Source organism: Achromobacter sp. E1 (genome assembly GCF_037039475.1).
GTDB lineage: Bacteria > Pseudomonadota > Gammaproteobacteria > Burkholderiales > Burkholderiaceae_B > Achromobacter > Achromobacter mucicolens.
Genome location: NZ_CP146253.1, coordinates 456,240 through 475,663, shown reverse-complemented (window position 1 = coordinate 475,663; position 19,424 = coordinate 456,240). Strand labels below are relative to the sequence as shown.

Annotated in this window: 22 protein-coding genes and 1 riboswitch; of the genes, 13 read left to right on the top strand and 9 right to left on the bottom strand. The window is 67.2% G+C overall.

Features of this window, described 5'->3' with window-relative positions:
* Positions 1-6 precede the first annotated feature (6 nt).
* Together V6V88_RS02165 and serA are read left to right on the top strand one after the other, a co-directional pair.
* On the top strand, positions 7-465 hold the full coding sequence (locus V6V88_RS02165) for a DUF411 domain-containing protein (protein ID WP_223574100.1): 459 nt from the start codon (positions 7-9) through the stop codon (positions 463-465).
* 108 nt (positions 466-573) lie between these two features.
* Positions 574-1,773 carry a phosphoglycerate dehydrogenase gene (gene serA, locus V6V88_RS02160; RefSeq protein ID WP_062840253.1) on the top strand — a complete coding sequence of 400 codons (1,200 nt, stop codon included), beginning with the start codon at positions 574-576 and terminating at the stop codon, positions 1,771-1,773.
* A 97-nt stretch (positions 1,774-1,870) separates the two neighbouring features.
* Here the strand turns inward: serA and V6V88_RS02155 are convergent, their stop codons facing one another.
* Positions 1,871-2,746, bottom strand: coding sequence for a LysR substrate-binding domain-containing protein (locus V6V88_RS02155; RefSeq protein WP_223576588.1), 876 nt, complete (start codon positions 2,744-2,746; stop codon positions 1,871-1,873).
* A gap of 145 nt (positions 2,747-2,891) precedes the next feature.
* On the opposite strand from V6V88_RS02155, the gene V6V88_RS02150 reads away from it, so the two are divergent.
* The 4 genes from V6V88_RS02150 to V6V88_RS02135 are packed head-to-tail and all read left to right on the top strand — an operon-like array spanning position 2,892 to position 5,852.
* Positions 2,892-3,323: a VOC family protein gene (locus tag V6V88_RS02150; RefSeq protein WP_056327555.1), complete on the top strand. Its 432-nt coding sequence runs from the start codon at positions 2,892-2,894 to the stop codon at positions 3,321-3,323.
* Positions 3,324-3,347: 24 nt separating this feature from the next.
* Entirely contained in the window at positions 3,348-4,082 is a 735-nt protein-coding gene (gene pxpB / locus V6V88_RS02145) for a 5-oxoprolinase subunit PxpB (RefSeq protein WP_223574099.1), read from the top strand.
* Positions 4,079-5,071: a biotin-dependent carboxyltransferase family protein gene (locus tag V6V88_RS02140; RefSeq protein ID WP_223574098.1), complete on the top strand. Its 993-nt coding sequence runs from the start codon at positions 4,079-4,081 to the stop codon at positions 5,069-5,071. Before pxpB ends, V6V88_RS02140 begins: the two co-directional genes overlap by 4 nt.
* Positions 5,072-5,084: 13 nt before the next feature.
* Complete coding sequence (locus V6V88_RS02135) at positions 5,085-5,852, top strand: 5-oxoprolinase subunit PxpA (protein ID WP_338617550.1); 768 nt, start codon at positions 5,085-5,087, stop codon at positions 5,850-5,852.
* 23 nt (positions 5,853-5,875) lie between these two features.
* Here the strand turns inward: V6V88_RS02135 and V6V88_RS02130 are convergent, their stop codons facing one another.
* Together V6V88_RS02130 and V6V88_RS02125 are read right to left on the bottom strand one after the other, a co-directional pair.
* Entirely contained in the window at positions 5,876-6,547 is a 672-nt protein-coding gene (locus V6V88_RS02130) for a GntR family transcriptional regulator (RefSeq protein WP_223574097.1), read from the bottom strand.
* 151 nt (positions 6,548-6,698) lie between these two features.
* Complete coding sequence (locus V6V88_RS02125) at positions 6,699-7,337, bottom strand: trimeric intracellular cation channel family protein (protein WP_056327560.1); 639 nt, start codon at positions 7,335-7,337, stop codon at positions 6,699-6,701.
* Positions 7,338-7,560: 223 nt separating this feature from the next.
* Between V6V88_RS02125 and V6V88_RS02120 the strand changes: the two genes are divergently transcribed.
* Complete coding sequence (locus tag V6V88_RS02120; RefSeq protein ID WP_056327561.1) at positions 7,561-8,424, top strand: universal stress protein; 864 nt, start codon at positions 7,561-7,563, stop codon at positions 8,422-8,424.
* A 64-nt stretch (positions 8,425-8,488) separates the two neighbouring features.
* On the opposite strand, the gene V6V88_RS02115 is transcribed toward V6V88_RS02120, so the two are convergent.
* From V6V88_RS02115 to V6V88_RS02100, 4 genes are all read right to left on the bottom strand, one after another.
* On the bottom strand, positions 8,489-9,796 hold the full coding sequence (locus V6V88_RS02115) for a muropeptide transporter (protein ID WP_338617544.1): 1,308 nt from the start codon (positions 9,794-9,796) through the stop codon (positions 8,489-8,491).
* 47 nt (positions 9,797-9,843) lie between these two features.
* The gene (gene metW / locus V6V88_RS02110; RefSeq protein WP_056327562.1) at positions 9,844-10,458 is read right to left on the bottom strand and encodes a methionine biosynthesis protein MetW; all 615 of its coding nucleotides are present in this window, start codon (positions 10,456-10,458) and stop codon (positions 9,844-9,846) included.
* On the bottom strand, positions 10,455-11,711 hold the full coding sequence (locus V6V88_RS02105; RefSeq protein ID WP_338617542.1) for a homoserine O-acetyltransferase: 1,257 nt from the start codon (positions 11,709-11,711) through the stop codon (positions 10,455-10,457). Before V6V88_RS02105 ends, metW begins: the two co-directional genes overlap by 4 nt.
* Positions 11,701-11,782: riboswitch (SAM riboswitch) on the bottom strand. (Overlaps the previous gene by 11 nt.)
* Positions 11,783-11,893: 111 nt before the next feature.
* Positions 11,894-12,649: a GntR family transcriptional regulator gene (locus V6V88_RS02100; RefSeq protein ID WP_056327563.1), complete on the bottom strand. Its 756-nt coding sequence runs from the start codon at positions 12,647-12,649 to the stop codon at positions 11,894-11,896.
* A 182-nt stretch (positions 12,650-12,831) separates the two neighbouring features.
* Between V6V88_RS02100 and V6V88_RS02095 the strand changes: the two genes are divergently transcribed.
* The 5 genes from V6V88_RS02095 to V6V88_RS02075 all read left to right on the top strand — a co-directional run bounded on the left by V6V88_RS02095 (position 12,832) and on the right by V6V88_RS02075 (position 17,503).
* Positions 12,832-13,113 carry a UxaA family hydrolase gene (locus V6V88_RS02095; protein WP_056327564.1) on the top strand — a complete coding sequence of 94 codons (282 nt, stop codon included), beginning with the start codon at positions 12,832-12,834 and terminating at the stop codon, positions 13,111-13,113.
* Between the two features lie 28 nt (positions 13,114-13,141).
* The gene (locus V6V88_RS02090) at positions 13,142-14,317 is read left to right on the top strand and encodes a UxaA family hydrolase (protein WP_338617538.1); all 1,176 of its coding nucleotides are present in this window, start codon (positions 13,142-13,144) and stop codon (positions 14,315-14,317) included.
* Between the two features lie 156 nt (positions 14,318-14,473).
* Positions 14,474-15,487 (top strand): tripartite tricarboxylate transporter substrate binding protein, encoded by a 1,014-nt coding sequence (locus tag V6V88_RS02085; protein WP_338617535.1) that lies wholly within the window; start codon positions 14,474-14,476, stop codon positions 15,485-15,487.
* 38 nt (positions 15,488-15,525) lie between these two features.
* Positions 15,526-16,461 (top strand): NAD(P)-dependent oxidoreductase, encoded by a 936-nt coding sequence (locus tag V6V88_RS02080; protein ID WP_338617533.1) that lies wholly within the window; start codon positions 15,526-15,528, stop codon positions 16,459-16,461.
* 34 nt (positions 16,462-16,495) lie between these two features.
* Positions 16,496-17,503 carry an Ldh family oxidoreductase gene (locus V6V88_RS02075; RefSeq protein WP_062840256.1) on the top strand — a complete coding sequence of 336 codons (1,008 nt, stop codon included), beginning with the start codon at positions 16,496-16,498 and terminating at the stop codon, positions 17,501-17,503.
* Positions 17,504-17,559: 56 nt separating this feature from the next.
* On the opposite strand, the gene V6V88_RS02070 is transcribed toward V6V88_RS02075, so the two are convergent.
* Positions 17,560-18,456, bottom strand: coding sequence for an AEC family transporter (locus tag V6V88_RS02070; protein WP_056327569.1), 897 nt, complete (start codon positions 18,454-18,456; stop codon positions 17,560-17,562).
* A gap of 207 nt (positions 18,457-18,663) precedes the next feature.
* On the opposite strand from V6V88_RS02070, the gene V6V88_RS02065 reads away from it, so the two are divergent.
* Entirely contained in the window at positions 18,664-18,867 is a 204-nt protein-coding gene (locus V6V88_RS02065) for a helix-turn-helix domain-containing protein (protein WP_056327570.1), read from the top strand.
* On the opposite strand, the gene V6V88_RS02060 is transcribed toward V6V88_RS02065, so the two are convergent.
* Positions 18,857-19,396, bottom strand: coding sequence for a hypothetical protein (locus tag V6V88_RS02060; protein ID WP_280003913.1), 540 nt, complete (start codon positions 19,394-19,396; stop codon positions 18,857-18,859). The genes V6V88_RS02065 and V6V88_RS02060 overlap by 11 nt on opposite strands.
* Between the last annotated feature and the right edge of the window lie 28 nt (positions 19,397-19,424).

Below are 19,424 nucleotides of genomic sequence, written 5' to 3'. Positions count from 1 at the left end.
AGCATCATGAACGTTTCCCGTCTTACGCGCCGCCTCGTCCTTGCCGCGGCCCTCAGCATTCCCGCGATTGCCGCCGCGCAGGCGCCCGTGAAAGTCGAGGTCTGGAAGACGCCCACCTGCGGCTGCTGCGAGGATTGGGTCAAGCACATGCGCGACAACGGCTTTGCCGTGACCACGCATGAAGTCGAGGACACCGGGCCCATCCGCCGCAACGCCGGCATGTCCAACTACGGTTCCTGCCACACCGCGATGGTCGAGGGCTATGCGGTCGAAGGCCACGTGCCCGCCAGCGACGTGCGCCGCCTGTTGCTGGAAAAGCCCGACGCCGCGGGACTGGCCGCCCCCGGCATGCCGCTGGGATCGCCCGGCATGGACGGGCCGGAATACGGCGGACGCAAGACGCCGCACGACGTGGTGCTGGTCGACAAACGTGGCGGCGCCCAGGTTTTTCAGGCCTATCGCTAAGGCTGGCCTGAAACAATTCATCCACAACGCTTCAATGGCTACTCCTTGCACCGCAGCAAAAATGGTCCACAATAAATAAAAGCGTTTCTCACCCACCCCTTGGCAGTCATGGCACAAATCGTCCTGTTCGAGAACATCCACCCGAGCGCCCGCGCCGTCTTCGAGGCCGCCGGCTACACCGATATCGTCACGCATGCCGCGGCTCTGCCGCCGGCGCAATTGCACGACGCCCTGCGCGGCGTGCAAGTGGCGGGGATCCGTTCTCGCACTCACCTGGACGCCGCCCTGCTGTCCGGCAACCCCGACCTGCGCGTGGTGGGATGCTTTTGCATCGGCACCAACCAGGTCGACCTGGACACCGCCATGCAGCGCGGCATTCCGGTCTTCAATGCGCCGTTCTCGAACACGCGCTCGGTGGCCGAACTGGTGTTGGGCGAGGCCATCCTGCTGCTGCGCCGGATTCCCGAAAAGAATGCCCGCGTCCATCTGGGCCACTGGGATAAAAGCGCCGCGGGCGCTTTTGAGACCCGCGGCAAGACGCTGGGCATCGTCGGCTACGGCAACATCGGCTCGCAGATCAGCACGCTGGCCGAAAGCCTGGGCATGCGCGTCATCTATCACGACGTGGAAGCCAAGCTGCCGCTGGGCAACGCCCGGCCCGCCGGCACGCTGAACGAACTGCTGGAGCAGGCCGACGTGGTGACGCTGCACGTGCCCGGCGGCAAGTCCACCGAAAACATCATGAACGCCGAGACCATCGGCCGCATGCGCCGTGGCGCGATCCTGATCAACGCTTCGCGCGGCACCGTGGTGGATATCGCCGCGCTGCACGCAGCACTCAAATCCGGTCATCTGGCCGGCGCCGCGCTGGACGTGTTCCCCACCGAGCCCAAGAGCGCCGATGAACCGCTGGCCAGCCCGCTGATCGGCATGCCCAACGTCATCCTGACCCCGCACATCGGCGGCAGCACGCAAGAGTCCCAGGAGAACATCGGCCGCGAAGTGGCCGAAAAACTCGTGCGCTTCCTGCAGGCCGGCACCACCAAGGGCGCCGTCAACTTCCCCGAACTGCCTTTCCTGGAGCAGGCCGGCGGCACGCGCATCCTGCACGTGCACCGCAACGCGCCGGGCGCGCTGGGCACGCTGGACAACCTGATGGCGCAGCACGGCCTGAACATCGTCAGCCAGACCTTGCAGACACGCGGGCAGATCGGCTACGTGATCACCGACGTGGAAGGCCAGGTCGACGATATCGTCATGACCGCCCTGCGCGATCACCCGATCACGGTCCGCTGCGACCGGCTGTAAAGCAGCAAGCGCCAGGCAGCAAGGGCCCCTTCGGGGGCTTTTTCATTGCCCGGCAGTTGCCTGGAACGGTGTCAGACACCAGCCCAATCCACTGGAGTCACGCCCCATCCGGCTCAGCCGCCGCCCGGTGCAGGCACTGCGCGATCTTCTCGCGCACGCTGCCCGCATCGAACGGCAGCCGGCCGATGATGCCGATCTCGCGATGAAAGGCGTGTTCGCCCAGCGGCAGCAGCCGCAGACCCGTCATGTCCAGCCGCCGCAGGCGCGGCAGAAGCGCCACGCCAAGGCCATGCCGCACCATCCCCGCGATCGCCTCGATCTCGTCGAGCTCCACGGCCTCGTTCACGGTGATGCGGTGCTTTTTCAGGAACACGTCGACCACGCGGCCCCCGAATGAGGCGCGGTCGTAGCGGATGAAGGGCTGGGTCGCCAGCAGCTCCCGCCACGGGGCGACCGGCATGGATTCGGGCATGGCCAGCATGACGGGCTCGGTCATGAGCGGCTGCCAGCCCAGTTCGGGCGGCAGGGCGAAGGGCGGGCGGATCAGCACGGCCAGGTCCACTTCGCCGGCGTCCACCTGGCCCAGCAACGACAGCGAGACGCCCGGCACGATGCGCACGCGCACATCGGGATAGACCGCGCGAAACTCGCCCACGGCATGGACGAGAAGATCCTGCTGCACGGAGGCGATGGCCCCGATGCGGAGCAGCCCGCTGACGTGCGCGGCGCCAGCCGAGGCCGCCATGCGCTCGGCCATGGCGACCAGCTCCTCGGCCTGGGGCAGCATGTCCCGGCCGTTGCCGTTGAGCGCCGCCGCGCGCGGACCTCGGTCGAACAGCTCGACGCCCAGGTATTCCTCCAGCCGCCGGATCTGGGCGCTGACCGCGGATTGCGTCAGGCCAAGCTGGACCCCGGCCCCGGTAAAGGTTCCGTCCCGCGCCACGGCGATGAAGGTCTTGAATTCCTTGAGCACAATCAATTTTTTCGATGCTAAGACTCGAAAAATATCGTTTTGCTATAAAAAAAACAATACCTAAACTATGCCCTGGTGATAACGCCGACACATTGCGGCGTTCGCTGAACTGAATAACCCTCTTTTGCCTGACCCGGAGCCTTGCATGTCCGCTCAAACCAACCTGCCGCCGTTCCACCTGGCCTTCCCCGTGCGGGACCTGGCCGAAGCCCGCGCCTTCTATGGCGAAAAGCTGGGCTGTCCGGAGGGCCGCAGCTCGTCCGAATGGATCGACTTCAATTTCTACGGCCACCAGATCGTGGCGCACCTGGCGCCCAGCGAATGTGGCCACAAGGCAACCAGCGCGGTGGATTCGCACAATGTGCCCGTGCGCCATTTCGGCGCCGTGCTTTCCATGGAACAATGGGAAGCCATGGCCAAGCGCCTGACCGACGCCGGCACCGAGTTCGTCATCGAGCCCTACATCCGTTTCAAGGGCGAGGTCGGCGAGCAGGCCACCATGTTCTTCCTGGATCCGTCGGGCAATGCGCTTGAATTCAAGGCGTTCAAGAACATGGATTCGTTGTTCGCCAAGTAACCCGTCACTACAGGTTTCGTGCCGTTGAACGTCAATTCCAATTCGCTTTCTCCGGCCGAAACCCGCTGGCGCATCCTGCCCCAGGGTGACCGCTGCCTGATCGTCTCCTTCGGCGAGCGCATCGATGCCGCCATTGGCCGGACCTGTCTGGCGGCGGCCCGCAAGCTGCGCGACGCGCGGCTGCCGGGCGTTACCGACGTGGTGCCCTCCTTCGTCGCCGTGGCCGTGCACTACCGGCCGGGCGGACATGGCGAAGGGCCCACGTACGCGGCGCTCTCCGAGCACATCCAGGCCCTGCTTGCCGAGGGCATCCCGACCGCCGACGCGGGGGGACGCGAGGTCGACATCCCCGTCTGCTATGGCGGCGAACACGGCCCCGACCTGGAAGAGGCCGCGCGCGCGGCCCGAATCAAACCCGAAGACGTCATCCGGTTGCACAGCGAACCGCGCAGCATGGTGTTCATGCTGGGGTTTGCGCCCGGCCACGCCTATCTCGGCGTGCACGACGAAAAACTGAACATTCCCCGCCGTCCGTCGCCGCGCACCGCCGTGCCCGCCGGCGCGGTGGCCATCGCCAACCGGCAAACCGTGATCTACCCGAACCGGCTGCCGGGCGGCTGGAACATCATCGGCGCCACCCCGCTCGTCATGTTCGACCCCGCGCGCGAACCCGCGGCGCTCCTGCAGCCCGGCGACACGGTGCGGTTCGTGCCGATTACGCCCGACGAATTCGACCGCATCCGGGGGAGCCGCCCATGAGCGTGACGGTGATCAAACCCGGCATGCTGTCCAGCTTCCAGGACCGCGGGCGCGAAGGCTACCAGCATCAGGGCATTCCGGCGGCCGGCGCCATGGACGAACGCGCCCATCGGCTGGCCAATGCCCTGGCGGGCAACGAAGGCGATCCGGCCACGCTGGAGATCACGCTGACGGGCCCCACGCTGCGCTTTGACGCGCCGGCCTGCTTTGCGCTGGCTGGCGCCGACCTGGGCGCCACGCTGAACGGCCAGGACATTCCCCTGTTGCGCCCGCTTATCGCGCGGCCCGGCGACGTGCTGGCCTTCGGGGCGCGGCCCGCAACGGGCGTGCGCGCGTATCTGGCCGTGCATGGCGGTTTTGCGCTGACGTCCGTCATGGGCAGCGAGACCACCTATCTGCGCAGCGGATTCGGCGGTTTTCAGGGGCGCGCACTGGCAAAGGGCGACGTCGTTCCGCTGCGCCGCCCGCTGGCGCCGGACTGCGATACCGCCGCCTTGCAGAAGGCGCTGTGGCAGGTGCGCGTGTACCTGCCCGCGGCGCTGGGCAACAAGCAGCGCGAGTTCATCCGCTTCCTGCCCGGCGTGCACTGGCCCGAATTCTCGCAATCCAGCCGCCGCGCCTTTTTGGAATCCGAATTTCGTATCAGTCCGCAGTCCGACCGCATGGGCTACCGCCTGCTTGGCCGGCCGCTGACCATGAATCAGCCGCGGCAGATGCTGTCCGAGGCCGCCTGCTTTGGCACCGTGCAGGTGCCCTCGGGCGGCGAAGCCATCATTCTCATGGCCGACCGGCAGACCACCGGCGGCTATCCCAAGATCGCGCAGATCGCCACCGTGGACCTGCCCGCGCTGGCGCAGTCCGCGCCCGGCCAGGTGCTGCGTTTCCAGCGGATCGAGCTGGACGAGGCGCAGCGCCTGGACGGCGAGCGCGAACGCGCGTTTGCGCAATTGCACGACGCGCTTGCGCCGCTGCGCGCGCTGCTGAACTAGAAAGGAAACCGCCATGACCACCCGCATCGACTTGAACTGCGACATGGGCGAAAGCTATGGCGCCTGGACCATGGGCAACGACGCGGCCGTGCTGCAGTACGTCAGCTCGGCCAACATTGCCTGTGGTTTCCATGGCGGCGATCCGGCCACCATGCGCAAGACGGTGGCCGCCGCGCTGGCCCGGGGCGTTGCGCTGGGGGCCCATCCCAGCCTGCAGGACCTGGCCGGTTTCGGCCGCCGCGTCATCCAGATCAGCCCCGACGAAGCCTACGACATCGTCGTCTATCAGATCGGCGCGCTGGCAGGTGTCGCGGCCTCGCAAGGCGCCCGCCTGCATCACGTGAAGGCGCACGGCGCGCTCTACAACATGGCAGCCAAGGACGGGCCGCTGGCAAAGGCGATCTGCCAGGCGGTCAAGGATGTGGATGCGTCGCTGATCCTGTACGGACTGGCCGGCAGCAAGCTGATCGACGCGGCCCGCGCCATCGGCCTGGCGTGCGCCAGCGAAGTCTTCGCGGACCGCTCCTATCAGGACGATGGCTCGCTGACGCCGCGCACGCGCGCGGGCGCCATGATCGAGGACGTGGACGTCGCGGTCGCACAGGTCGTGCGCATGGCGCGCGAAGGCCTGGTGCGGTCGGTTGACGGCAAGGATGTGCCGGTGCAGGCCGACACCCTGTGCATTCACGGCGACCAGCCCAATGCGCTGGTCTTTGCCGACGGCATCCGGCGCGCCTTGACGCAGGCCGGCATCGAGGTGCGCACGCCGCCTCGCGCCTGAAGGCGCGAGGCGCAGGCCTCTTCCTAAGCGGCGTCCAGCGACGCCTCGCGGTAAGCGCCCAGGATCTCCGGCAGCACTTCCACCACGTACTTGCGGGTCAGTCCGGCCGCGCGGTCGAAATCCCGGCTGCCGAGCGCCTGGATGATGCCTTCCGTGTAGGACGGGATCGTGTTGGCTTCGAGCGATTGCCGGGCCAGCATGTAGCCCAGCGGTTCGATCTGTTCGTACAGTTTGCTGAGCATGCCGGTCAACGGCGCGTTGCCGGTGTAGCGCGCCGCGGCCAGATAGAAGTCGCGCGAGGCCGAGATGAAACCGCGCGCGTCCTGACGGCCCATCGCGGCGACGATGGCCTCGTGCAACGTGCCAAGTTCGGCCACCAGCGGCCCGACATCGGGCATCTCGGCGACCTGCCGGATGCAATACGCCTCCAGTTCCGCACGCAGCATGTACAGATGGCGGATCTGGGTTTCGGTATAGAGCGTGACCCGGAAGCCCTTGCGCTGGATGTGCGTGACCAGGCCGCTCAGCTCCAGCAGGCGCAGCGCCTCCCGGATGGGGCTGCGGCTGGTGCCGAAGCGCTGCTCCAGTTCCTGTTCCCGTAACGGCTGTCCGGGCCGGATAGTGCCGTTCACTATCAACTCACGAATCTGTTCCTGTAGGAAATACGGAATCGTGGCGGGCGCTTTGACGTCCAATCGGCTCCCCTTTTACTGCGACTACGCATGACATGAGACCGTGACAAGATACTCGAAATCTCTTGAAACACAAGTAGAAATAATGTTTCACACTCAAAAGACGGCCGTGTGCCAGCCCGCGAGGGACGGCGTTTTCTGAGGATGCGGGGGATCAGTGCCAGTCGTCGCGGTAGACGAACTTGGGCATTTGCCAATTGAAGCGCAGGGCCATCAGGCGCATGGTCAGACCCGCCGCCAGCGCAATGGGCACCGACGCATTGGCCGACAGCCCGAGCGCCATCGAGCCCAGATAGAGCGCGCCGGTCACCAGCGACACGCTGGCGTAGAGCTCCTTGCGGAACAGCAGCGGGACCTCGTTGCAGAGCACATCGCGCAGCACCCCGCCGGCGCACCCGGTGATCATGCCGCTGATCAGCACCACGGTGATCGGCAACTGCATCATCTGCGCCACCTGGCAGCCAATCACCGTGAAAGCCACCAGCCCCAGCGCATCGGCCAAGAGGAACACGCTGCGCAGCCGGCGCATGACCGGCGCGATCAGCGCGGTCAGGATCGCCGCGCCGCCCGTCATCCACAGATATTCGGGATGCACGACCCACGTCAGCGGATAGTGCCCGAGCAGCACGTCGCGCAACGAGCCGCCGCCCAGCGCCGTCACGCACGCGATGATGCAGACGCCCATCCAGTCCATGTCGCGCCGCCCCGCCGAAAGGGCCGCCGTCATGGCTTCGGCGACGATGGCGACCAGGTACAGCGTGTGCAGCAGGGCGGGCGAAAGATCGGTGAACATGGGTTGGGCGATAGCGTTGGCAGGCCTCATTGTATTGAGCCTTGCCGGCGGGCGCGCCATTGCCTGCGCGCGCATCATCCCGTACCCTCGGAGCTGTGTTGATTGCGATCAAGCCCCATCTCGTTTCGCGGCGAGACAATGGAGACGTGCCCGACCGGGCGCTATTGGGCCAGGCAGCGCGGACGCGGGAGCCGCCTCTCTGGCCGTAACCGGGAGATTAGGTATGACACAGCAAGTTGGCCCCATCCTTCTGGCCACCGACCTCAGTGCGCGCGGCGACCGAGCCCTCGACCGCGCCTTGCAGTTGACCAAGGAACTGAACACCAAGCTGATCATGCTGCATGTCATGGAATCCCATGCCACGCCGCTCACCACGCCGGTATGGCGCCGCCTGTCGCCCGACCACAAGGCCCTCGTCGAACGAGAACTGGCCGAAGACGTGGCCGCCGCCAACGTGCCCGCCGAAGTCGTCGTCACCAAGGGCGAGCCCGTCGCCAGCATCATGGAAACCGCCGACGCCTTCGGCTGCTCGCTGATCGTGGCCGGCATTGCCCGCCAGGAAACGCTGGGCCGGCTGCTGCTGGGCACCACCGTCGAAAAACTGGCCCGCCAGGCGCGCCAACCCGTGCTGGTCGTCAAGAACCGTCCGCGCCGCCCCTACCGCGACGTGCTGGTCGCCACCGACTTCTCGGACGGCTCGCGCCAGGCGCTGCGCGCCGCGCTGCAACTGGTGCCCAATGCCGACATCACCTTGTTCAATGCCTACGAAGTGCCGTTCCAGGGCGTGACCAAGCCTGACGACGCGGTCGTGGACAACCTCTACCGAACCGCCGAGCAGTGCGCCGAGCGCTTCATCGCCGAAACGCCCGAACTGCCAAAGGGCCGCCCGACCAAGGTGGTGCTGGAAGCCGGCCAGCCCGAAACCGTGCTGGCCGATTACTCCTTCAACCATCGCTCCGACCTGGTCGTCACGGGCACCCATGGCCGCACCGGCATCCTGCGCACCGCCATCGGCAGCGTGGCCGAGCGGCTGCTGGAATCCCTGCCCAGCGACGTGCTGATCGTGCGGCTGAGCGGCGAAGAGTAATCCCGGCCAAGCAAAAGGCGGCGCCCACGCGCCGCCTTTTTTTGGTCTGCCTTCAACTTACGCGCTACGCGTCGCCCTGCTTTTCCATGGTGTCGATCGTGCCGCGCAGGATCTTCAGCAGCACCAGCCCCGGGATGGCGATCACCACCGTCAGCAGGAAGAACCCCGGCCACCCCAGGTGATTGACCAGCGGCGGCGTCAGCGGCCCGGCCAGGTAGGTGCGCCCCACGGCTGACAACGCCGACAGCAGCGCAAATTGCGTGGCCGAAAACCGCTGGCGGCACAGGGCCATCAACAGGCCAACGAAAGACGCCGTGCCCAGCCCGCCGCACAGGTTTTCAATGCCCACGCCGGTGGCCATCAGCCACAGATTCTTCGGACTGACCGCGATCAGCCAGTACGCCAGGTTCGACACCGCCTGCAAGAGGCCAAAGGCCATCAGCGACCGGTACAGCCCCCACCGCGCCATCAGCGACCCGCCCGCCAGCGCGCCGATGATCGTCGCCGCCAGCCCCAGCACCTTGTTCACCGTACCCACTTCGGTGGGCGTGAAGCCCGCGCCGCGGATGAGGAAGGTGGTGGACAACGCGCCGGCGAACGCGTCGCCCAGCTTGTACAGCACGATCAGCAGCAGCACTGCCAGCGCGCCGCGTCGCGTGAAGAATTCATGCAGGGGTTCGGCGACCGCCTCGCGCAGGCTGCGGGGCGCGCGCGCGACGTGTTCGGGTTCGGGCGCCCACAGCGTGGCAAGCGCGCACAGCAGCATCAGCCCGCCCATCACCATGTAGGTGTTGCCCCACCCGATCCATTGGTCCGCCATGATGAGCGCCAGGCCGCCCGACACGATCATGGCCAGCCGGTAGCCCATGACCTTGATGGCCGCGCCCGCCCCGCGTTCCTCCTTGCGCAGCACGTCCGTGCAATAGGCATCGAAGGCAATGTCCTGCGTGGCGGAAAGAAAGGCGACCAGCACGGCCAAGAGCGCCAGCGGCATCAGCGCCGCCGACGGCGACAGCGCGCCCATCGCCAGGATCGCCGCCGCCAGCAGCACCTGCGTGACCAGCATCCAGCCGCGTCGCCGGCCCAGCAGCGGCGGCGCGAAACGGTCCACCAGCGGCGCCCAGAGAAATTTGATGGTGTAGGCCGTGCCGACCAGGGTGAGGAAACCGATTTCCTGCAGCGGCACGCCTTCGACGGTGGCCCAGGCCTGCAATGTGCCGCTGGTCAGGGCCAGCGGCAGCCCGCTGGCAAAGCCCAGGACCAGCAAGGGGGCAACGCGCGGGCTGGTGTAGACGTTGGATACAGCGGTGATGACGGTCTCCTGAGACTTGGCCGGCGGCGTCGCAGGTGCTGGCCGCGGGCGTGCCGGCATTTTAGGGCCTGTTGCCCCGCGCCGTCAGGAGGATGCGTGTCGGAATGTCAGGGGGATGCGAAGCGGTACACCGCAAGCGTGCTGCGCCAGCTGGGGAACGCCTTCACTTCCTTGCCTTCGTTGAACGTGGCGCGCTCCAGGATGCGCAGGCCCACTTCACCGGCCAGCTGTTCGAAGTCGCGCAGCGTGCACAGGTGGATGTTGGGCGTGTTGTACCACTGGTAGGGCATCTGCCCCGTCACGGGCATGCGGCCGCGCAGGATGGCCCAGCCGTGCGGCCAGTAGCCGAAGTTGGGAAACGACACCACGCCGTAACGAGCCACCCGCGCCATTTCGCGCAGGATGTGTTCGGTGCGGTGCATGGACTGCAACGTCTGCGACAGGACGACGGTGTCAAACTGCTTGTCGTCAAAGAGCGCCAGGCCGTCTTCCAGGTTCTGCTGGATGACCTCGACGCCGCGGCGCACGCAGGCGATCACGCAGGTGTCGTCGAGCTCGACGCCGGCGCCCTTGACCTGGCGATGATCGCGCAGATGCGCCAAGAGGGCGCCGTCGCCACAGCCCAGGTCCAGGACGCGGCTGCCCGGTTCGATCCAGCTGGCGATGCGCGCCAGGTCGGGCCGCAGCGCGCCGTGGGCATAGCGAGGGGTCACGGGAGTCATTCGGAAGATCCTTCGGTCAACTGGGCCTCAAGGCCCAGCTCGCGTGCGATGCGTTCGTAGTAGCCGCGCACGACCGCGTGGTAGCGGGCGTCTTCGAGCAGGAAGGCGTCGTGGCCGTGCGGCGCGTCGATTTCCGCGTACGTGACGGGGCTGGCGTTCTTGAGCAGCGCGCGCACGATCTCGCGCGACCGTTCCGGCGGAAAGCGCCAATCGGTCGAGAACGACACCAGCAGGAAGTTGGACTTGGCGGGCGCCAGCGCGCGGGCCAGGTCGCCGCCCGTGGTGCGCGCCGGATCGAAGTAGTCCAGCGCGCGCGTGATCAGCAGGTAGGTGTTGGCGTCGAAATAACGCGTGAACTTTTCGCCCTGGTAGCGCAGGTACGACTCCACCTCGAATTCGACGTCGTAGCCGTAGCGGTAGGCGCCGTTTTCGGCGGGCTCGCGCTGGGCGCGGCCGAATTTCTCGGCCATGTCGTCGTCGGACAGGTACGTGATGTGGCCGATCATGCGCGCGACCGACAGGCCGCGGCGCGGCACGGTGTCCTGCGCGTAGTAGTCGCCGCCGTGGAAATCCGGGTCGGTAATGATGGCGCGCCGGGCCACTTCGTTAAAGCCGATATTCTGCGCCGACAGGCGCGGCGTGCTGGCGATGACGATGCAGTTGGCCACGCGCTCGGGCAGGGTGATCGACCAGCTCAGGGCCTGCATGCCGCCCAGCGATCCGCCCATCACGGCCGCGAAGCGCTCGATGCCGAAGTGGTCCGCCACCCGCGCCTGCGCCCGCACCCAGTCTTCGACCGTCAGCACCGGGAACGCGGCGCCCCACGGCTTGCCGGTCTCGGGATTGATGCTGGCCGGCCCGGTCGAGCCGAAGCACGAGCCCAGGTTGTTGACCCCGATCACGAAGAAGATGTTGGTGTCCACCGGCTTGCCGGGTCCCACCATGTTGTCCCACCAGCCCAGGTCGCTGGGATTGTCGGCGGCCTGCCCCGCCACGTGGTGCGAGGCATTGAGCGCGTGGCAGATGAGCACGGCATTGGTGCGCTGCGCATTGAGCGTGCCGTAGGTTTCGACCGCAAGCTCGTACGACGCCAGCGACTGGCCGCTCAGCAAGGGCAGCGGCTCATCGAAACGGATGAAGGTGGGGGAGACGAGGCCGACCGAACCGGGATCAACGGTATCGGACGTCGTGACGGTTGCGGGAACGAACCCGCTGGCCGAATCACCGGCCAAATTCTGGGCAGGAGTGGTCATACGGACCTCTTTAGCTGGATTTATTGGAAGGCGCCCGCAAGCGGATCAGGCAAATCGGCGCCGAAAATTGGATAGTGCGGCAGGAATTCTAGCACTGCTTGGCACACGGGCAGCAAGCCGCACGGGCCGCGACAACCGCGCATTGCCCCGGCGCGCAAGACGGCAATCCCCCCGCGGCTGGCTCAGGCGCCGGCCTCCCAGGGTTCCTGTCCCAGGTACTCGTAGCGTTCGGTGTTTACGCGCGACACGCGCCATTCCACCGGCTGGCGGTTATAGGAAAACGCGATGCGGCGGATTTCCAGGAGCGCGCTGCCTTCGGCCACGCCCAGGCAGCGCGCGTGCGTGCGCTCGGCCAGGCAGGTCCGCAGCCGCTCGTCGGTGGCGATGACGTTGACGCCGAACAGGTCCTGGTACAGCGCGTAGAGCGTGCTGGTGCGCTCGCGCAGGTGCGCTTCCAGCAGCCCCGGAAAGCGCGATTCGGGCAGGCACACGTCGTCGGCCATCACCACGTCGCCGTTGAGCGACAGCACATTCAGAAATTCAAAGACGTACGCGCCAGCGGGCAGCGCCAGCTTTTCGCGCGCCACTGCAGAGGCCTTCACGCGGCGAAAGCGCAGCAGTTCCGTGGTGGGATAGGACTTGCTGCCGTCCTGCCCGACGATGCGGAAAAACTTGAAGAAGTGATGGTTGCGCGTATGCACCGCAACATAGGTGCCGCGCCCCTGATGCCGCACCAGGATGTTCTCGGCGGCCAGCTCGTCGATGGCCTTGCGCAGCGTGCCGATCGACACGCCGAACCGCTCGGCCAGATGCTTTTCCGGAGGAATCGCCTCGCCCTGCTTCCACTCGCCTTGCGCCAGCGCGGCAAGCACGGCCTGCTTGACCTGTTCGTACAAGGGACTGCCCAAAGGCACAGTCGGTGACAGGCTGGTGTTCATGGGTGCATCGCAAAAATCAAGGACCTCCAGTGTAGCGGCGCAACGGCCGCCCGCTCAAGTCATCTAATTCATATAGATGATTTAGTTGACTTTGAAAAAAGCCGGGCCTAAGATTTCCTGGCCGTTGTGATCCGCGCCGCAGGCAGCACCCGGGCGGCGCCCTGACCCCAGAGAGGAAGACAATGATTCACGCCGTATTGCACGATGCGAAGGACACGGTGGCGGTCGCCGTGGTGGAGGGCCTGACCGCCGGAACGGAGCTGAACGCCTGGATCATGGATGAGGACAAGATCATCCATGTGCGCGCGTCGCAGGACATTCCCATCGGCCACAAGGTCGCGATGAAGGACATGGCCGTGGGCGACACCGTCTTCAAGTACGGCGTCGATATCGGCCGCGTGGTGGCGCCCATCAAGGCCGGCCAGCACGCCCACGTGCACAACATCAAGACCAAGCGCTGGTAAGCGCCCGTCCATCGCACAGGAACCCACCATGTCCATCATCACTGCCCAGACCACCTTCCAAGGCTATCGCCGCGACAATGGCCGCGTCGGCGTGCGCAACCACGTCATCGTCCTGCCCGTGGACGACATCTCCAACGCCGCGGCCGAGGCCGTCGCCAACAATATCAAGGGCACCCTCGCCCTGCCTCATCCTTACGGCCGGCTGCAGTTCGGCGAGGATCTGGAACTGCACTTTCGCACGCTGATCGGCACCGGCTGTAACCCCAACGTGGCCGCCGTGGTCGTGATCGGCATCGAGGAAGGCTGGACCAAGCGCGTCGTCGACGGCATTGCCGCCACCGGCAAGCCGGTCATGGGCTTTTCCATCGAACTGCACGGCGACCACGACACCATCATGCGCGCCTCCCGCTGCGCCAAGGAATACGTGCATTACGCCACCGCGCTCACGCGCAGCGAATGCCCCATCTCCGATCTGTGGGTCTCCACCAAGTGCGGCGAATCCGACACCACGTCCGGCTGCGGCGCCAATCCCACGGTGGGCAATGCGTTCGACAAACTCTATGAACTGGGCTCCACGCTGGTCTTTGGCGAAACCTCGGAACTGACCGGCGGCGAACACATCGTCGCCGAGCGCTGCGCGAACGACGCCGTGCGCGAGCGCTTCATGTTCATGTTCGACCGCTACCAGGCCATGATCGACCGCTGGAAGACCAGCGACCTGTCCGAATCCCAGCCCACCAAGGGCAACATCGCCGGGGGCCTGACCACCATCGAGGAAAAGGCGCTGGGCAATATCCAGAAGATCGGCAAGAAATGCCGCGTTGACGGCGTGATCGACAAGGCCGAGATCCCCGGCGGCCCCGGCTTGTGGTTCATGGACTCGTCCTCGGCCGCGGCGGAAATGGTCACGCTGTGCGCCGCCTCGGGCTACGCCGTGCACTTCTTCCCCACCGGCCAGGGCAACGTCATCGGCAACCCGATCCTGCCGGTCATCAAGATCTGCGCCAATCCGCGCACGGTGCGCACGATGTCCGAACACATCGACGTGGACACCAGCGGCCTCTTGCAGCGCGAGATCGACCTGAACCAGGCCGGCGACAAGCTGCTGGAGTGCATGCTGGCCACCGCCAATGGCCGGTGGACCTCGGCCGAGGCCCTGGGCCACCGCGAATTCGTCCTTACGCGGATCTTCGAAAGCGCCTAGCGCGCATGCCGGCCGGCGCGCCAAGGAGAACGCGCCGGCCGTCCCTCGCGGCATCATCGCAACATCAACGACAAGAACCTGCAGACCCGGGCGCAGTCCGCGGCAGCAAAGGCGTACGCATTCCTACCCGGGCGTTATCCCCAAGGAGGAAGACAGATGAGTAGCGAACCGCATTACCCCCTGCAAGATGCGCAGCGCCGTCGCCTGCTGGGCGCCCTGGGCGCCGCCGGCCTCTGTGCACTGACCCCGTGGGAACGGGCGCTGGCCCAGAAAGGCGCATGGCCCGAGCGTCCCATCAACTACGTGGTGCCTTTTCCGCCGGGCGGCCTGACCGACGTGGCCGCGCGCCAGGTGGGCAAGGCGCTGGCGGATGCCGAACGCTGGAACGTGGTGATCGAGAACAAGCCGGGCGGTAGCGCCAACATCGGCGCGGCGCATGTGTCGCACGCCGCGCCCGATGGCTACACGTGGCTGGCCATCACCCTGTCGCACGCGGCCAACGCCACGCTGTTCGCGGGCAAGGCCGGCTACGACCTGACCCGCGACCTGACGCCGCTCGCCGGGCTGGCGTCCTCGCCCATCATGGTGGTCGTCAACGCCAAGAGCAACATCAAGTCCATGGACGACCTGGCGCGCGCCGCCAAGGCCAAGGCCCTGTCGGCCGGTTCCAGCGGCAACGGCACGCCGCCGCACCTGACGCTGGCGCTGTATCAGAAGCTCACCGGCGTGCCGCTGATGCACGTGCCCTACAAGGGCGGCGCGCCATCGCTCACGGACCTGATCGGCGGTCACCTGGATGTGGTGTTCTCGAACTATCCCGAGTCGCTGGCGCATGTGAAGAACGGGTCGCTGCGCGCCCTGGCGATCACCACGCGCGAACGCAGCAAGGACCTGCCCGATCTGCCCACCACGGCCGAAGCCGGCCTGCCGGACCTGATCGTCGAGAACTTCACCGGCGTGCTCGCGCCCGCTGGCACCCCGCCCGAACTGGTCCAGCGGATCGGCGACGCCATCGTCAAGCAGGTCTCGCAGCCCGCCATGCAGCAGGCCCTGCTGCAATTGGGTTTCGTGCCGCAGCCGCGCGGCCCCAAGGAGTTCGGCGCGTACCTGAAGTCCGAGGTCGACCGCTGGGCCAAGATCATCCGCGACGCCAACATCCAGGTCGCCTGAGGCGGCCGCCCTGCCCACCATAAAGAGGAGTCCGGCAGATGCGAGTATTGATTTCGGAGTTCATGGACGCGCCCGCCGTCGATGCCTTGCGGCAGCGGTTCGACGTGCGCTACGCCCCCGAGCTGGTGGAGCAGCGCGCCGCGCTGCTTGAAGCCGCCGCGGATGCCGACGCCCTCATCGTGCGCAACCGCAGCCAGGTGAACGCCGAACTGCTGGCGGCGGCGCCGCGCCTGGTGGCGGTGGGCAGGCTGGGCGTGGGGCTGGACAACATCGATCTGGCGGGCTGCGAGGCGCGCGGCATCAAGGTCATTCCGGCCACGGGCGCCAACGCCCGCGCCGTGGCCGAGTATGTCATCGGCACCATGCTGTCACTGTTGCGCGGCGCCTATGCGTCCACGGCGGACGTCGCGGCCGGCGCCTGGCCGCGCACTGCGCTGTCGCAGGGGCTGGAGTCGCACGGCCGCACGCTGGGCGTGGTGGGATTCGGGGGCGTCGGCCGGCTGGCCGCCCAGCTTGCGCGCGGGCTGGGCATGCGCATCGTGGGCAGCGATGCGGCCCTGCCGGCCGCGCATCCCGCGTGGCAGGAAGCCGGCGCCGAGCCGCTGGCCCTGGACGAGCTGCTGGGCCAGGCGGACGTCGTGACGCTGCATGTGCCGCTCACGCCCGAGACCCGTCACCTGCTGGACGCGGCGCGCATCGCGCGCATGCGCCCCGGCGCCATCCTCATCAACACGTCGCGCGGCGGCATCGTGGACGAGGCCGCGCTGGCGGCCGCGCTGCGCGCCGGGCGGCTGCGCGGCGCCGCGCTGGACGTCTTCGAGCAGGAACCCCTGCCCGCGGGCAGCCCGCTGGCCGACGCGCCGAACCTGATCCTCACGCCGCACATCGCCGGCCTCACGCAAGAGGCCAACACGCTCGTTTCCGACATGGTAGCCGCCGGTGTGACAATGGCGCTTGACGCCCGCGCACGCTGACGAGGCGCGGCGCGCCTCACACGACAGGAAGGATATGGCTCACATCTATCTGGACGAACTTCAACACCTGGCCGCGGCGGGTCTTGCCGCCGCCGGCGCCAACCCGGTCATGGCGGACAGCACCGCCCGCGCGCTGGTCTTCGCGGAAAGCCAGGGGCTCAGCTCCCACGGCCTGTCGCGCGTGCCGTTCTACGCCGGCCACCTGCGCACCGGCCGCGCCATCGGCTCGGCCGTGCCGCGCATCCTGAACGAACGCGGCGGCGCGGCGCTGATCGATGCCGGCTCGGGCCTGGCCTTCCCCGCTTGCGGCATGGCGGTCGAGCAGGCCACCGTGCGCGCCCGCGAACATGGCGTGGCGTTCGTCGGCGTGGCCAACAGCCATCATTTCGGCGAGGCCGCTTACCACCTGGAAGCCCTGGCCGACGCCGGCATGGTGGGGCTGGCGCTCAGCAATTCGCCCGCCGCCATGCCCGCATGGGGCGGCAAGCGCCCGCTGTTCGGCACCAACCCCATCGCGGCGATCTTCCCGCGCCGTGGCGGCGCGCGGCTGGTCATCGACCTGTCGCTGTCGCAGGTGGCGCGCGGCAAGCTCATGATCGCGGCGCGCGACAACCAGCCGATCCCGCTGGGCTGGGCGCTGGACGCGGACGGCCAGCCGACCACCGATCCGAAGGCGGGCCTGGCCGGCAGCATGCTGCCCGCGGGCGGCGTCAAGGGCGCGATGCTGGCCCTCATCGTGGAACTCATGGCCTGCGCGCTGACCGGCGCGCGCTTCGGCTACGAGAACGAGTCGTTCTTCGTGGACGAAGGCGGCCCGGCGCGGCTGGGACAGGCGTTCATGGCGATCGACCCCAATGCGTTGGCGGGCAACGACGTATACCTGGAACGCGTGGAAACGCTGGTCGATGCGATGCTTGAAGACGAGGACGTGCGCCTGCCGGGCGAGCGCCGCCGCAAGCTGCGCGACGAGGCCGTCAAGCACGGACTGGATTTGCCCGATGCGCTGATGACGCAATTGCGCACGCTGGCCGGCGCGGGCTGACCCGTCGCCGGGGCGCCCTGATGCCGGTGCTTATTGCCCGTGCTTAATGCGCGTGCTTAATGCCCGTGGGTGAACCACAGCATCAGCGGCGCCAGCAGCAGAAACACCACGGTGGACACCAGCACGGCGCCCGCCGCGGTGTCGCCCAGCGGCGTGTAGCGCCGCGCGTACATGTAGCTGACCACCGCGCACGGCATGGCCATCTGCAGCGTCAGCGCCCCGGCCAGCACCGGCTCCAGGTTCAGCGCCCACACCACCGCCCCCCCCGTCGCCAGGCCCACCACCAGCCGGATCGCGGCGACCTTGGCGCCGTCGCGCACGCCGTTCGACGGAATGAGCGCCAGCGCATGGCCCAGGCTCAACAGCATCAGCGGGACGGTCACCGCACCCAGCATGCGCGCCGTCTCGATGATCCACGCGGGCACCGGAATGTTCAGCAGGCGCAGCGCCACCGCCACCACGGAGGCCAGCAGGATCGGACTCTTCCAGCTTCCCTTGGTGTTCACGCCGGGCAGCATGCGCACCGCGATCGTGTGCATCACAAAGGAATTCACGGCAAAGAACGCCACCGCGACGGACAGCCCCGCATCGCCGAAGGCCAGTTGCGAAATGGGCAGCCCCAGGTTGCCGGCATTGGGCAGGAACGCCGTGGGCAGCAGGCTCAGCACGGGCAGCTTCCAGGCCTTGAGCAGCGCCGCGCTGATCAGCGCGCACAGCAGCAGGGCGATCAGCGTTGCGGCCGCCACGTCGGCCAGCGCCCGGTCGTCCAGATGGGTGGTGACGAAGGTATGAAACACCAGCGCGGGCGTGGTGACGGACGTCACCAGCGTGGTGATGAAGTTGCCGCCGAAGGGAAGATCGCGCTTGCCCCAGAAAAGCCCGATTCCCACGCAGGAAAGCAGGGGCAGCATCAGCACAATGGCTGACAGGTAGAACTGCGCGATGGCCAACATGGACTATTCCGTCAGAGATAAAAAGATTGATGCGTCACGGCATCATTGCTTGCCCCCGCTGGGGCGGTCGCAGCAGCATGGGCGCATTGTTCACAAAAGGGCCATCCCGTCCTCGCCGCCATGTCCGCCACACCGATGCGCAGTCTTGCCCACTCATCGCGTTGCGCCGATCGCAGCGCCGACCGCAGTCCGGTCCGAAGCGCCGCCTTGCATCTGTCCGACAGGCAGGCCGCCTGCCTGAAATGGTCGGCCGCGGGCAAGACCAGCTGGGAAACCTCCCGCATATTGGGCGTCAGCGAAAGCACGGTGAATTTCCACCTGCGCAACGCGTGCAACCGGCTTGGCGTGCGGGGCCGGCGCGCTGCCGTGGTGGCGGCGCTGCGGCTGGGGCTGCTCGAGTTCAAGGCTTGATGACGACGGACCGCAGGAATTCGCGCGCACGCTCGGCGGGCAGGCTTTCCTCGGTGCCGGCGGCCACCGCCTCGATCAGCATGGTGTCGGTCACCCACACCCTGGCCTGCAGCCATCCGGGCTTGCCCACCGCCTTGCCGCGCACCTCGATCGTCTCGCCGTAGGGCGGCCATTCCGAGGGCGGCGGCGCCTGCATGTTGGTGTAGAGCGATCGCATCAGGGCCATGCCCAGCGCCTGCCGGGCCGCGGGGCTGGCCGCGATCTCGGGCGGCAGGGGCGACGATCCCACGGCGAACACGGCTTCGCCAACGGTCGCGCTGGCAAGCGTGAACTGCAAGGCGTGCGTGTCCAGCTTCAGATCGCGCGTTTCGGTCGAGACGCGGGCAGGAAACGCCGCGCGGACGTGGCCATCGGCCACATCCATCTCGCGCCAGTTGTAACTGGGCGAGCAAGCCGCCAACGCCAGCGCCAGCGCCAAAAAAACGCCCGCTTTCTTGAACATGAAACGAAACAGCGATGAAATCGTCATTACCCGAGAACCCACAGGGTCCAGTCAT

Bases quoted from the DNA above. Each gene is read 5' to 3' on its own strand.
- V6V88_RS02095 (WP_056327564.1), top strand. From the start codon at position 12,832: ATGATTCACGCCGTATTGCACGATGCGAAGGACACGGTGGCGGTCGCC.
- V6V88_RS02070 (WP_056327569.1), bottom strand. From the start codon at position 18,456: ATGTTGGCCATCGCGCAGTTCTACCTGTCAGCCATTGTGCTGATGCTG.
- V6V88_RS02105 (WP_338617542.1), bottom strand. From the start codon at position 11,711: ATGACCACTCCTGCCCAGAATTTGGCCGGTGATTCGGCCAGCGGGTTC.
- V6V88_RS02140 (WP_223574098.1), top strand. From the start codon at position 4,079: ATGAGCGTGACGGTGATCAAACCCGGCATGCTGTCCAGCTTCCAGGAC.
- serA (WP_062840253.1), top strand. From the start codon at position 574: ATGGCACAAATCGTCCTGTTCGAGAACATCCACCCGAGCGCCCGCGCC.
- V6V88_RS02120 (WP_056327561.1), top strand. From the start codon at position 7,561: ATGACACAGCAAGTTGGCCCCATCCTTCTGGCCACCGACCTCAGTGCG.
- metW (WP_056327562.1), bottom strand. From the start codon at position 10,458: ATGACTCCCGTGACCCCTCGCTATGCCCACGGCGCGCTGCGGCCCGAC.
- V6V88_RS02100 (WP_056327563.1), bottom strand. From the start codon at position 12,649: ATGAACACCAGCCTGTCACCGACTGTGCCTTTGGGCAGTCCCTTGTAC.
- V6V88_RS02085 (WP_338617535.1), top strand. From the start codon at position 14,474: ATGAGTAGCGAACCGCATTACCCCCTGCAAGATGCGCAGCGCCGTCGC.
- V6V88_RS02165 (WP_223574100.1), top strand. From the start codon at position 7: ATGAACGTTTCCCGTCTTACGCGCCGCCTCGTCCTTGCCGCGGCCCTC.
- V6V88_RS02075 (WP_062840256.1), top strand. From the start codon at position 16,496: ATGGCTCACATCTATCTGGACGAACTTCAACACCTGGCCGCGGCGGGT.
- V6V88_RS02090 (WP_338617538.1), top strand. From the start codon at position 13,142: ATGTCCATCATCACTGCCCAGACCACCTTCCAAGGCTATCGCCGCGAC.
- V6V88_RS02135 (WP_338617550.1), top strand. From the start codon at position 5,085: ATGACCACCCGCATCGACTTGAACTGCGACATGGGCGAAAGCTATGGC.
- V6V88_RS02115 (WP_338617544.1), bottom strand. From the start codon at position 9,796: ATGCCGGCACGCCCGCGGCCAGCACCTGCGACGCCGCCGGCCAAGTCT.
- V6V88_RS02080 (WP_338617533.1), top strand. From the start codon at position 15,526: ATGCGAGTATTGATTTCGGAGTTCATGGACGCGCCCGCCGTCGATGCC.
- V6V88_RS02150 (WP_056327555.1), top strand. From the start codon at position 2,892: ATGTCCGCTCAAACCAACCTGCCGCCGTTCCACCTGGCCTTCCCCGTG.
- V6V88_RS02060 (WP_280003913.1), bottom strand. From the start codon at position 19,396: ATGACGATTTCATCGCTGTTTCGTTTCATGTTCAAGAAAGCGGGCGTT.
- V6V88_RS02125 (WP_056327560.1), bottom strand. From the start codon at position 7,337: ATGTTCACCGATCTTTCGCCCGCCCTGCTGCACACGCTGTACCTGGTC.